This is a genomic window from Methylobacterium sp. Leaf93, from assembly GCF_001422345.1.
GTDB lineage: Bacteria > Pseudomonadota > Alphaproteobacteria > Rhizobiales > Beijerinckiaceae > Methylobacterium > Methylobacterium bullatum.
The window spans coordinates 182,419-194,856 of record NZ_LMMS01000031.1 but is presented as its reverse complement, the minus strand read 5'-3'; the positions used below and the strand labels follow the sequence as shown (position 1 = coordinate 194,856).

At 69.4% G+C, this 12,438-nt stretch carries 8 protein-coding genes, 2 pseudogenes and 1 riboswitch; of the genes and pseudogenes, 8 read left to right on the top strand and 2 right to left on the bottom strand.

The annotated features are described in order from the left end of the window. The 3 genes and pseudogenes from ASF26_RS23605 to ASF26_RS21710 form a co-directional block, all read left to right on the top strand. A pseudogene (locus tag ASF26_RS23605) lies at nucleotides 1-645 on the top strand (AMP-binding protein); the annotation flags it as partial. A gap of 154 nt (nucleotides 646-799) precedes the next feature. Continuing rightward, a pseudogene (locus tag ASF26_RS23600) lies at nucleotides 800-1,047 on the top strand (AMP-binding protein); the annotation flags it as partial. A 159-nt stretch (nucleotides 1,048-1,206) separates the two neighbouring features. Next, the gene (locus ASF26_RS21710) at nucleotides 1,207-2,598 is read left to right on the top strand and encodes an alpha/beta fold hydrolase (protein ID WP_348271106.1); all 1,392 of its coding nucleotides are present in this window, start codon (nucleotides 1,207-1,209) and stop codon (nucleotides 2,596-2,598) included. Between the two features lie 20 nt (nucleotides 2,599-2,618). Here the strand turns inward: ASF26_RS21710 and ASF26_RS21705 are convergent, their stop codons facing one another. Continuing rightward, a complete protein-coding gene (locus ASF26_RS21705) occupies nucleotides 2,619-3,395 on the bottom strand; it encodes a GNAT family N-acetyltransferase (protein ID WP_056259266.1) in 777 nt (258 codons plus the stop codon). A 60-nt stretch (nucleotides 3,396-3,455) separates the two neighbouring features. Then, the gene (locus ASF26_RS22905) at nucleotides 3,456-3,815 is read right to left on the bottom strand and encodes a hypothetical protein (RefSeq protein WP_156463090.1); all 360 of its coding nucleotides are present in this window, start codon (nucleotides 3,813-3,815) and stop codon (nucleotides 3,456-3,458) included. Nucleotides 3,816-3,877: 62 nt separating this feature from the next. Between ASF26_RS22905 and ASF26_RS21700 the strand changes: the two genes are divergently transcribed. The 5 genes from ASF26_RS21700 to ASF26_RS21680 all read left to right on the top strand — a co-directional run bounded on the left by ASF26_RS21700 (nucleotide 3,878) and on the right by ASF26_RS21680 (nucleotide 11,949). Continuing rightward, nucleotides 3,878-4,945: a siderophore-interacting protein gene (locus tag ASF26_RS21700; RefSeq protein ID WP_056259261.1), complete on the top strand. Its 1,068-nt coding sequence runs from the start codon at nucleotides 3,878-3,880 to the stop codon at nucleotides 4,943-4,945. Between the two features lie 56 nt (nucleotides 4,946-5,001). Next, nucleotides 5,002-6,291 carry an MFS transporter gene (locus tag ASF26_RS21695; protein WP_056259258.1) on the top strand — a complete coding sequence of 430 codons (1,290 nt, stop codon included), beginning with the start codon at nucleotides 5,002-5,004 and terminating at the stop codon, nucleotides 6,289-6,291. A gap of 70 nt (nucleotides 6,292-6,361) precedes the next feature. Beyond that, nucleotides 6,362-7,177 (top strand): ABC transporter substrate-binding protein, encoded by an 816-nt coding sequence (locus tag ASF26_RS21690; RefSeq protein ID WP_244476032.1) that lies wholly within the window; start codon nucleotides 6,362-6,364, stop codon nucleotides 7,175-7,177. Beyond that, on the top strand, nucleotides 7,170-9,188 hold the full coding sequence (fhuB, locus tag ASF26_RS21685; protein ID WP_056259253.1) for a Fe(3+)-hydroxamate ABC transporter permease FhuB: 2,019 nt from the start codon (nucleotides 7,170-7,172) through the stop codon (nucleotides 9,186-9,188). Before ASF26_RS21690 ends, fhuB begins: the two co-directional genes overlap by 8 nt. 394 nt (nucleotides 9,189-9,582) lie before the next feature. Then, the gene (locus tag ASF26_RS21680) at nucleotides 9,583-11,949 is read left to right on the top strand and encodes a TonB-dependent siderophore receptor (RefSeq protein ID WP_244476031.1); all 2,367 of its coding nucleotides are present in this window, start codon (nucleotides 9,583-9,585) and stop codon (nucleotides 11,947-11,949) included. Between the two features lie 97 nt (nucleotides 11,950-12,046). Continuing rightward, nucleotides 12,047-12,245: riboswitch (cobalamin riboswitch) on the top strand. Nucleotides 12,246-12,438 lie beyond the last annotated feature (193 nt).

The window sequence follows — 12,438 nt, the reverse complement described above, 5'->3', positions numbered from 1 at the left end:
ATCCTGCGGGCCGGGGGCGCCTTTCTGCCCCTCGACCCGACCCAGCCGAGGGCGCGTCTTGCCGCGCTCCTGCGCGATGCCGGCGCCCGCCTGTTGCTGGTGCAGGGTCCGGCCCTCGACGGGCTGGCGCAAGAGGCCGGGATGGGAGAGGCCGGGATGCGGGAGGGCGCGACCCTGGACCCCTCTCGCCTCGACCTCKCSTCCGAGCCCGAGACCGCGCCGTCCCGCACGGCCCATCCGAAGCAACTCGCCTACGTGATCTACACGTCGGGCTCGACGGGGACCCCCAAAGGCGTCGCCGTGGCGCACGGGCCGCTGGCGATGCATGTCCGCGCCACGGGGGCCGTCTACGGCACGAACCGGCAGACCCGCGAACTCCACGTCCTGTCGATGAGCTTCGACGGGGCGCAGGAGCGCTGGATGGTGCCGCTGGCCTTCGGCGGCTGCGTCGTGCTCAAGCCCGACGGGCTGTGGACCCCGCGCGAGGCGCTCGATGCCATGGAGCGGCACGGCGTCACCCATGCGGGCTTTCCCACCGCCTACATGCATCAGCTGGCGCTGGAGGCCGCCAGCGGCCCGCGCCCGAGCCGGCGCTCCTACGCATTCGGCGGCGAGGCCCTGTCGCGGGAGAGCTTCGCGCTCATCGGCCGGGCGCTCGATCCGACGCTGCTGATCAACGGCTACGGCCCCACCGAGACGGTGATCTCGCCCCGAGGCCCTGTCGCGGGAGAGCTTCGCGCTCATCGGCCGGGCGCTCGATCCGACGCTGCTGATCAACGGCTACGGCCCCACCGAGACGGTGATCTCGCCGCTGGTCTGGCGGGCGCGGGCCGGGGACGCGGTGGAGGGGGCCTATGCGCCGATCGGCCGGGCGGTGGGGGACCGGCGGGCCTACATCCTCGACGCGGCGTTGCAGCCGGTGCCGGTGGGGGTGACCGGGGAGCTGCATCTGGGCGGCGACGGTCTGGCGCGGGGCTATCTCGGCCGGGCCGGGCAGACGGCGGACCGGTTCATCCCCGACCCGTTCCCGGACCTGTCGGGTCGGGANTGCATCTGGGCGGCGACGGTCTGGCGCGGGGCTATCTCGGCCGGGCCGGGCAGACGGCGGACCGGTTCATCCCCGACCCGTTCCCGGACCTGTCGGGTCGGGACGGCGGCCGGCTGTACCGCACGGGGGATCTCGCGCGCTGGCGGGCGGACGGAACGGTGGAGTATCTCGGCCGGGCGGACGCGCAGGTGAAGCTGCGCGGGTTCCGGATCGAACTCGGCGAGGTCGAAGCGGCGTTGCTGGCTCAGGAGACCGTGGCGGGCGCGGCGGCGGGTCTGCGTCAGGGCCCGGCGGGGCCGATGCTGGTGGCCTATGCTGTGGCGGCACCGGGTGCGGTCCTCGACGCGAGCGCACTCCGGGCGGACCTCGCCCGGCGCCTGCCGGACTACATGGTGCCGAGCCGGATCGTGGGGTTGGAGCGGTTGCCGCTGACGCCCAACGGCAAGCTCGACCGGGCGGCCCTGCCGGAACCCGCGCCGCTGGCCGAGGCCGTGAGCGGCCCCTCGCGCCCGCTCACCACCACCGAGACGGTGGTGGCCGAGATCTGGGCCAAGGCGCTCGGCCTCCCCGCCATCCCGCCCGACCAGAACTTCTTCGAGGCCGGCGCGAACTCGCTCACCGCCCTGCGCGTCCTTACGGCGCTGGGCGCGGCGTTCCCGGAGCGCAGCCCGACCATCGCCGACATCTTCAACAATCAGAGCGTCGAGACCCTGGCCGCCGCGCTCACCGCCGACGCCGTCGGCACCGCGCAGGTGGTGCGCCTGCGGGCGACGGGCGACCGGCCGATGCTCTACTGCTTCCCCGGCCTGATGGTGAACACCCGGGAATATGCGCCCCTGGTCCGCCGCCTCGGGCCGGACCAGCCGGTCACCGGCTTCGTCTGCTACTCGCTGACCGACGCGCGCAAGAGCGTAGTCTCGGTGGAGGACATCGCCGCGCGCTACGCGGAGATCATCGAGAGGGAGAGCGCCGGGCGTCCCTGCACGATGCTCGGCTGGTCCTGGGGCGGCGTCCTCGCCTACGAGGCGGCGCGGATGCTGGGCTCGCGCATCGACCTCGGCTTCGTCGGCATGCTCGACGTCTGCGACATCGATGTGAGCTTCGCCGTCGGCGCCCTGCCGGTGCTGACGCCGGAGCAGCGCCGCCGCCTTCAGGAGAACGTCGCGTCCTGGCTGGAGCGCTCGCCGATGCGTGCCGACTGGGAGGATCTGTTCCGGCGCATGGATCCGGAACTCCACGAGCAGTTCCTCGCCTATGTGGCGGCCGCCCCCGATCCGCTGCCCCTCGACGGGCCGGGCGTCGGCAGCAAGGAATACGAACTCTGGACCTTCGTCGACAACACGCTGCTCTATCGCCGCTACTGGGCGGACAGGTTCGATTGTCCGATCCGGGTCTGGCTCGCCGGCAAGTCGGTGGAGCGCGGCCTGAACCACGTGGATTGGGGCCGCTACTCCAACCGTGTGGAACAGGTGACCGTGATCCCCGACGTCACCCACCGCGAGATCGTGGATTCCACGATGTTCCACGACAGTTTCGCGGCCTCGCTGTGAGGGGCGAGACCGCTATCGCGTCATCCTGCGAACGCGTCGCCATGCGAGAACACCATCAGCGTCGGGCTCGCCGCCACGGTGAAGCCGAGGCCGGCATAGAGCCGTTCCACATGGCCGCCGGCCACGCATTGCAGCATCACCGTCTCCGCGCCGGCCTGTCGGGCGCTCGCCATCGCCGCCCGCGTGACCAGGGCACCGAGGCCGTGCCCGCGCCGCGTCGCGAGGCTGCCCACATTGTAGAGCCCGGCAAGGCGGCCCGCCCGGTAGACCGAGGCACAGGCCACCGGAACGCCATCCGCGCTCACGGTGAGGTGGCGCGTCTCGACCCCCTCGACGGGCCGGGCGTCGCGCAGCACCGGCAGGAAGACTGCCTCGGCGATCGCGTTCACGCCCGCGTCGTCGTAGAGGCCGGCGCAGACCGAAAGGTAGCCCTCGCCGGGAGCCGCCGTCTCCTCCGTCGCGAGGCTCAGCCCCTCGGGCATGACCGGCGCCTGCACGTCCCGGCAATCGCCCAGCATCCAGCGGGTCGGGAAGGCGCCTTGCAGGTCCGGATGGGCGCCGAGCGCGTCCCCGCCCTCGGTGACGAGGAGGGCCGGGAGCCGGCCGCGCCGCGCGGAGGTCGCGCGGACCCAGGCGAGGTCGGTGGTCTCGACGCCGACGTTGAAACCCGGCTCCGGAATCGCGTTCGACCAGAGGTAGCGCCCGCCATCCGGCGCGGTTTCGATGTCCGAGACGTAGCAGCCCGCCTGCATCAGGCAATGGGCATCGAGCATCTCGCGAAAATCGACATCCCTCATGCATTCTCCCGTTTCGGTTCGACGGCGGCAAGGCCTGACGCGTCCTGTTCCCCGCCGGAGTCAGGTGTCGGTCGAGTACTGATATGGGGGGTCGCCCAGTTTTGTCGACATTCTATCGGTCGATATTTTGTTTTTAAAAGTGTAACGATAAAAAGATGGATCGAATGTCTCTTTATCCAGAGAATGTTCATGCATGTGCTGGCGATGGATAAATTTTTTAGCCTGCCTGCTACGGGTGTCGCGATCACGAAGTCGAATCGGTTCGTTGCCGGGTTGTGAAGACACGGCGATAAAAGCGCGGAAAGCATTCTCGATGATGGTCGTTTTTCTATCAATTACAAATAATCGATCCGGTGCGTTGCGATGAAGTCGGTCGCCTTGTTCTGCGTTGTATGTCCGTCCTTCCTCGTTTACAGCCACCGGCCGATCCGCGGCCAGACTTCGCGCCGTCCCGCCATCGTGGAGAAAACCCCGTGACAGCCATGGCTTCCGAAGCCCAGGTGCGCCTCGCCGATGCCGGGCGATACATCGCGGACCTGTGCGAGCATTTCCTCGAACACGATATCCCGGTGCTCCACGAGCCGGGACGCGGGCGGGTCGAGTTCGATGTCGGCACCGGCACCCTCGTCGCCGCCGAAGGCCTGCTCGCCCTGAAGGCGGAGGCGACCGACGAGACCTCCCTCGCCGTCGTCAAGTTCATGCTCGCCTCGCATCTCCAGGAGCTTCCCGGCGCCACGGACGCATCCATCGTCTGGACCGGCGACGGCTGTGCCGACGAGACGATCCCGAGCCTGCGCGAGGTGCATGTGCGCCGCGTGGTCGATCTCACGCCGCATATGCGCCGGATCACCTTCGTCGGCACGGATCTGGCGCGCTACGACGCGTTCGACATGCATGTGCACGTCATCATTCCGCCTGAGGGCCACGCGCCGCAATGGCCCGTGCCGGGGATCGACGGCATCCCGGTCTGGCCGCAGGGGGAGGGCGCGCCCTCCATGCGCACCTACACAATCCGCCGTATCGACGTGGCTGCGGGGGAGATCGACATCGACTTCGTCATGCATCACGACGCCGGCCCCGGCGCGTCCTTCGCGAAGCGCGCCAAGGCCGGGGACGTGGTCGGCCTGCTCGGCCCCGGGGGCCGCAGCGCCGGCGCGGCGGAGTGGTATTGTCTCGCCGCCGACGAGACCGGCCTGCCGGCCATCGGTCGCATCCTCGGGCGGCTGCCCCGCCATGTCGGCGGGGTCGCGGTGATCGAGGTCGACGGGCCGGCCGACGAGCAGGCGCTCGACCGGCCGGACGGGGTGGAGCTGCGCTGGCTCCACCGCAACGGCGCGCCGCCCGGCACGACCACGCTCCTGGCGGATGCGGTCCGGGCGATCCCGTTCCCGCAGGATCGCACGGTCTTCGCCTGGGCCGGCTCGGAATTCGATGCGTTCAAGGCCCTGCGGACGCATTGGCGCAAGACCTGTGGCCTCACCCGTGACCAGCATCTCGCCGTGGCCTATTGGCGGCGCGGCGCCGACGAAGACGCCAAGGACGAGGATTGAAGCTTGAGCGCCAGGAGAGTCCTATCAAAGAGTGTCATCCGGGGCGGCATGTTTCCATGATGCTCGACCTGTCTCCCCTGCGGGCGAGCCGCGGGTTCCAGCTGCTCTATGCGGCGCGGGCCGCCTCGTTCCTCGCCTTCGGGGTGCTCGGCGTCGCCGTGAGCCTGCAGATGTACGCGCTCACCTCGTCGTCGCTGCAGGTGGCCTTCCTCAACGCGGCCGTGGCCGGCTCGATGGCGCTGGCGCTCATCGTGGGCGGCTGGCTCGCCGACAGCTACGACCGCCGCGCGGTCATGGTCTGGTCGCGCACGGCGCATCTCCTTACCATCCTGATCCTCATGGCCAACGCCGCCCTCGCGGCCCCGATGGTCTGGCCGATCTACGCGGCGGCCGTGGTCGGCGGCTCGACCTTCGGTTTCGGCATGCCGGCGATCATGGCCGCCACCCCAGCGCTCGTCGGGCGCGAGCACCTGTCGGGCGCTGCCGCACTCACGGCGGTCGCGGCGCAGGCGGGGGCCATTGCCGGGCCGTTCCTCGCCGGGGCGATCACCGCCGGCGCGGGGCTCGTCGCGTGCTACGGCGTTGTCGCGCTGATCTCCGGCATCACACCGATCGTGCTCGGGTTCCTGCCCCCCTTGCCGCCGATCGCCGGCTCCTCCGCCGCGGCGCCCCTTCCCGTGCTTGCCGCCGACGAGGCCGGCTTCATGGGGGGCCTGCGCTACATCGCCCGCTCGCCCCTGGTGCTGAGCCTGCTCCTCGTCGACCTCGTCGCGCTGGTCTTCGCGGTGCCCTACGTGCTGCTGCCCGAACTCGCGACGCACGGGCTCGGCGGAGGGCCCGACAGCATCGGCCTGCTCTATGCCGCCCCTTCGGTCGGCGCGCTCTTCGGCGCCCTGGCCTCGGGCCGGGCCGGCGCGAGCCCCTTCGCCGGGCGCTGGCTCGTGGCCTGCGTCGCTGTCTGGGCCTGTGCCTGCATCGCGCTGGGCTTCAGCGACGGCATGGTCCCCGCTCTCCTCTGCCTTGCCACCCTAGGCGCGGCCGCGAGCCTCGCCGGCATCCTGCGCGCGGCCCTGATCCAGCGCGCGACGCCGGACGCGATGCTCGGCCGGGTCTCGAGCCTGTGGGTGCTGGAGGAGACGATCGGCCCGGCGCTCGGCGGCATGCAGGCGGGGACCACGGCCCATCTCGCCTCGGCGCGGATCGCCATGGCGGCGGGGGGCGGCCTGTGCCTCGCCGCCACCGCCGCCATCGCGGCGTTCACGCCCGCCCTGCGGGATGCGAGCCTCGCTCCGGAGGCGAAAAGGAAGGCCGACGATCTCGCCCTGGCTGCCGTCGATGTCCGCTAGACGGGCCGTTGTCGGTCTGGCGGCCTGCCTCCTCGTGCTGGCCTGTCTGCCCGCGCGCGCGGAGAAAAAGATGCCCGCCCAGCCGCGCGTCGCGGCCCTGGACTGGAGCGCCGTGGAACTGCTCCTCGGCCTCGGCATCGTGCCGATCGCTGTGACGCAGTCCGAGAACTACAACCGCACCGTGGTGGCGCCGGCCCTCCCCGAGGGCGTGGTCGATCTCGGCCTCGTGGTGGAGCCCAACCTCGAAGTGCTGGCGAGCCTGAAGCCGGATCTCATCCTCGCCAACCCGATCCAGGTGGCGACGCAGGGCAGCTTCCTGTCGCGGATCGCCCCGACGGAGGCGGTCTCCATCGCCAATGCCGGGGGCGATCCCTACGAGCGGGCGAAGGCGGAGACCATGCGCATCGCCGTGCGGCTCGGCAGGGTGGAGCAGGCCAAAGCCCTGGAGGCACGGACCGAGGCGACCCTCGCCGAGGCGGCGGCGAGCGCCTGCCCGGTGGAGAGACATCCGACCTACCTCGTCTGGATCGTCGACTACCGCAACATCGTCGTCTACGGCCGCAGCAGCCTGTTCCAGACCGTGCTCGACCGCCTCCGGATCCCGAATGCCTGGACCGGCGCCAGCAACGCCTCCGGCTTCACGGCGGTGGGGATCGAACAGCTCGCCACCGGCCCGGCCGATGCCCGCATGGTCCATATCGGGCCGATCCAATCCGACGCCGCCAGGGCGCTGGCCGGCAGCCGGCTCTGGCAGACGCTTCCGGCGGTGCGCGAGCATCATGTCGACGTGGTGGCCCCGGTCTGGTTCTACGGCGGCCTGCCGGCCATCGCGCGTTTCGCCGAACTGATGACCGGTCTCGCCAAGCGGGATTGCCCCCGTGGCTGAAGTGGATCTGGCCGAGCCCCGCCTCGATGCCCTCGCGCCGCCCCGGTCGCAGACCGGCGGGACGATGCTCCTCATCGGCGCGGTGGCCCTCGTGGCCGCACTCCTCACCCTGCGCACACTCACCGCCGACATGGCCCTCGGCCCGGCGCTGAAGGCCCTATGGAGTCCCGACTGGACCGACATCGCCCAGGTGATCCTGCATGAGAGCGTGCTGCCGCGGATCGTCACCGCCTGGCTCGCCGGTGCCGCCCTCGCTTTGTCGGGGGTGGTGCTGCAGCAGGTGCTGCGCAATCCCCTCGCCTCGCCCTCGACGCTCGGCATCTCGGCCGGGGCGCAGCTCGCTCTGGCCCTGGCCTCCCTGTTCGCGCCTGGCCTCTTCTCGCAAGGGCGGGAGGCGGTGGCGCTCTCGGGCTCGGCCCTGGCGGTGCTCGCGGTCTTCGCCCTCGGCCGTGCCAAGGGTTTCGCCCCCCTCGCGCTGCTGCTGGCCGGCCTCGTGATCGAGCTCTATTGCGGGGCGATCCAGACCCTCCTCGTGATCCTGCATCAGGAGCGGCTGTTCGGCCTGTTCGTCTGGGGCGCGGGCTCCCTCGCCATGAACGACTGGAGTGCCCCGGCCTATCTCGCGCCCCGCCTCGCGGTGGCCGCCCTCCTGGTGGCGCTGATGGTGCGGCCCCTTTCGGTGCTCGACCTCGACGAGGCGAATGCCAGGAGCCTCGGCCTGTCCCTAGGCCGGGTCCGGTTCCTCGCCGTGGCCGTGGCGGTGGCGCTCGGCGGCTTCGTGGTGGCGGGGGTGGGCGTCATCGGCTTCGTCGGTTTCGCCGCGCCGATCCTCGTCCGCCTCACCGGCACGCGCACCCTGCGCGACCGCCTCATCGCCGCGCCCCTGCTCGGGGCGGCCCTGATCTGGCTCACCGATTCCGTGGTCCTGGCGGTCGCCCCCATCGCGCAGGTGCCGACCGGGGCGCTTGCCGCCCTCGTCGGCGTGCCGATGCTGCTCTGGCTGCTGCCGCGCCTGCGCGGCGTCGGCTCCCTGCATCGTCCGGACGACGGTGCCTCGGCCCGCCTCGCCCGGCCCTGGCGCCTGGTCCTGGCCGGAGCGGTGTCGCTGGCCCTCCTCGTCTTCGTCGCGCTGACCCTCGGCCGCGACCCCGCCGGCTGGCACTGGAGCCTCGGGGCCGGCCTCGACGCGCTGCTTCCCTGGCGCCTGCCCCGTATCGCCGCCTCGCTCGCGGCCGGCGCGATGCTGGCCATGGCCGGAACGCTGCTGCAGCGCCTCACCGGCAATCCCCTGGCGAGTCCCGAAGTGCTCGGGATCAGCTCCGGGGCCGCCCTCGGCCTCGTCGCGGTCACGATCCTCCTCGGCACGCCGGACCGGATGGCGCTCCTCGGCGCGGGCAGCCTCGGGGCGCTGGCGACCCTCGCGGCGATCCTGAGCCTCGGCCGTCGTGCCGACACCGCGCCCGAGCAGATGCTGCTGGCCGGCATCGGCCTCACCACCGGGTTCGGCGCCCTCCTCACCATCCTGATGATCAGCGGCGACCCCTCCGTGGTCATGCTGCTTGGGTGGACGGCGGGCTCCACGGCGCGGGTGGCGCCGGAGGATGCGGTGGCCGCCCTCTCCATCCTCGCCCTCGGGGCCGCCTGCCTTCCCGCCCTGACCCGCTGGCTCGATCTGCTTCCCCTCGGCGCTCCCACCGGCCGCTCGCTGGGGCTCGACCTTCGCCGCAGCCGCCTCGCCATCCTCGTCGTGGCGGCGATCCTCACCACCGCGGCGACCCTGGTGGCGGGGCCGTTGAGCTTCGTCGGCCTCGTGGCGCCTCAGGTGGCGCGGTTGACCGGCCTCACCCGCGCGGCGCCGCAACTCGCCGGTGCGGCGATCGTCGGCGCGCTCATCATGGTCGCGGCGGATTTCGTCGGGCGGATGGCGTTCTTCCCCTACCAGCTGCCCGCCGGATTGGTGGCGACCCTGGTCGGCGGACCGTTCCTGATGTGGCTGCTGGCCCGGCGCTGAGTGCGCCTCTCACAACTCCCGGTCACGGTCGGTTCTCCCTCGGGGCACGATGGCGCAACGGGAGCTTTGTGAGAGCCGCCGAGACTTCCGGAACGCGTTCATCAACACGATCATCGAGGTTATAGACTCGAATTATTCCAAAGTATGAATGTGCTCCTTACGCAACGCAGTCACAACTTCGGTCGTCGAGCCGCAACTTCGCCTTGCTGTCAAAGACGCCGTATGGATTTGTCTTGCCGAGGCGCGGTCTTTGTTTTTGAATCGTTCTACGCGATGCATCAGCAAGGAAATCTCGCTCAGTCACGATCAGGTCCGTGCTGTATTTTCGACGATCAAGGTCTTCTCTATGTCTGATGGCATGCTGCTCTCTTCTGGCACATTTTCTCACAAAGCCGTGAGTGGCCTGCGCTGTCTGGCCAGCGTCTCGACCGTGGCGATGCTCGCCATGGCCCCCGCCCTGTGGAGCGGGGAAGCCCTCGCCCAGGCCGCGTCGGGCGGCACGGCGGCGGTGCAGCTCGACACCTTGTCGGTGCAGGGCTCCGGCGCGGGCATCGGCAGCGGCAGCACCAACGACAGCATCGTCGCGGCGAATTCCTATGTCCTGTCCCGGAGTTCCACGGGCACGAAATCCAACGCCAACCTGCGTGAGATCCCGCAATCGATCTCGGTGGTGACGCAGAAGCAGCTCGAGGATCGTGGCGCGCAGAACCTCGCCGATGCGCTCGCCTACACGGCCGGCGTCTACGCCTCGCCCCAGGGCGATGATGGGCGCTTCGACCAGCTCATCATCCGCGGCTTCGACCAGACCATCCGCGGCGTCTACCGCGACGGTCTGCGCCTGCCGCTCACGAGCTTCTCCGGCTTCCCGCAGGAGCCCTACGGGATCGAGCGCATCGACGTCCTGCGCGGTCCGACTTCGGGTCTCTACGGCCTGAATGACCCGGGCGGCCTCGTGAACTTCGTCAGCAAGAAGCCCCTCGACGTGCCCCTGCGCGAGATCTACGGCTCCTATGGCACATACAACCGCAAGCAGTTCGGCTTCGATCTGAGCGGCCCGGCCAACCCGGAGAAGACCATCCTCTACCGGATCACCGGCTTCTTGCGGAATGGCGGCACCCAGGCCGATTATGTCGATCTCGACCGAGTCTACATCGCACCGGCCGTGACCTTCCGGCCATCCGCCGATACCAGCCTGACGCTTCTGGCCAACTACCAGAAGGACATTGCGGGCGATAAGTATCGCCTCATACCGCAATACTACACCAACGGCTCGAATCCGCTGAAGGCCAACCTGCGCGACCGCTTCCTCGGCGAGCCCGATTTCAGCCGCTTCAAGGCCGAGCGCGCCATGGCCGGCTACGAGTTCTCGCACCGGTTCGATGACGCCTGGACGGTGCGGCAGAACCTGCGCTACGCCCATGCCAGCACGAACTACAACAGCGTCTACCCGACGGGGCTGGCCGGTGCCTCGCCCTCGAATCTTGCCCGGTCCGCGCAGACCTGGATCGAGGATTATGGGGTCTTCACCGTCGATACCCAGATCCAGCACGAGCACGTGTTCGACTGGTTCAAGAACACCGCCCTGCTCGGCGTCGACTACAGCAACATCCAGAACAAGAGCGACCAGAGGGGCGGCCCGACCCAGTCGTTCTTCGATCCCAGCTTCCTCATTACCGGCGTGGGTCCGGCACTCGTCGGCCCGATCGATGTCCTCAACCCGACCTATGGCTCGGCCGTCGCCCCCCTGCAGAGGACGCTGTTGAGCCGGCTGTCGCAGGAGCAGACCGGCATCTACGCCCAGGATCAGGTGAAGTTCGGCAACGGTTTCCTGTTCAGCGCCAACGCCCGCTACGATTGGGTGAAGACGCGGACGGACGTGCAGAACCCCGCCCTGGATGCCGTTCGTACGACGCTGAACAGTATCGGCGTCCCGAACGCGATCCCGACCAATTTCGGGGTCACCCAGAATGCGGAATCCTATAGCGGCCGCGTCGGACTGTCGTATCTCTTCGACAACGGCCTGACGCCCTACGTCGCCGCCGCGCGCTCGTTCAACGTGCTGCCGTTCTACATCCAGTCGAGCACTCGGAGCCAATTCGTCCCGGCCGTGCCGGATACGTATTCGATCGGCCCCGCCAAGCCCGAGATCGGCGAGACCATCGAGGGCGGTATCAAGTTCCAGCCTCCCGGATCGAACAGTACCTTCCTGCTGACCTACTTCAATACCAAGAAGACCAACGCCCTGACCTTCGACGGGACCGATCCGCTGCAGCAGGCCTATTACCAGACCGGCGAGATCACGGTGAACGGCATCGAGGCCGAGGCGACCCTGGAACTTGCCGAAGGGTTCCGCCTGCTCAGTTCGCTCACCGCCCTCGACGCCCGGGTGACCAGGGATATCCCACCGATCTCCTTACCCGACGCGACCGGAAATCGGCCGATCCAGGTTCCGAACATCGTGATCTCGAACTGGGCCGACTACACCGTACAGACCGGCCTGTTCCGTGGTCTCGGCTTCGGCTTCGGCGTCCGCTACATCGGCGACACCTTCGGCGATACGGCCAACACGATCCGCGTGCCGGATTACTTCCTGATGGATGCGTCGATCCGCTATTCCTTCGACAACTGGCGCTTCCAGGTGGCCGCCAACAACCTCGCCGACAAAGTGTATGTCGGCACCTGCGCCCAACTCGGCGGATATGTCGGCTGCAATTACGGCGACGGCCGCCGCATCACCGGCTCCGTCACCTACCGCTGGTAGGCGACGCGCCTCCGATGAGATCGGCCCCGGATCGAACGGTCCGGGGCTTTTCTTTTGGGCTGTTGCCGTCGCGTCGTTGACGCGGTCTCCCGCCCTCGACTAGCTTGAGCATGACGGTTCCTCTTCGGGGGATCAAAAGGGAACGCGGTGAGGGCCTTGTGTCCGATGCCGCGGCTGCCCCCGCAACTGTAAGCGGCGAGTCCTTCATCAACACGTCACTGGGTGATCACCTGGGAAGACGATGAGAGGGCGTCGACCCGTGAGCCAGGAGACCTGCCGTCAGTCGTGGTCACACGCGAAACGCATCGGGCGGGGTGTCCTGGTGGGGTGTCGGGACGTTCGCATGTCGCGAACGCATCGGCTTCGTTCGCGGTGACGTGCCACTGCGCTGAGCCGCGCCTGCCGTTCGCCCGCGATGCCCGATCGTCCTTGTTCCTTCCGTTGCAGACTCGCTCCCGAGCATGCCCTCGGCGTGACCGCTTGGTCCCG

Coding starts and splice junctions, on each gene's coding strand:
- ASF26_RS21705 (WP_056259266.1), bottom strand. CDS start 3,395: ATGAGGGATGTCGATTTTCGCGAGATGCTCGATGCCCATTGCCTGATG.
- ASF26_RS21700 (WP_056259261.1), top strand. CDS start 3,878: ATGGCTTCCGAAGCCCAGGTGCGCCTCGCCGATGCCGGGCGATACATC.
- ASF26_RS21695 (WP_056259258.1), top strand. CDS start 5,002: ATGATGCTCGACCTGTCTCCCCTGCGGGCGAGCCGCGGGTTCCAGCTG.
- ASF26_RS21690 (WP_244476032.1), top strand. CDS start 6,362: ATGCCCGCCCAGCCGCGCGTCGCGGCCCTGGACTGGAGCGCCGTGGAA.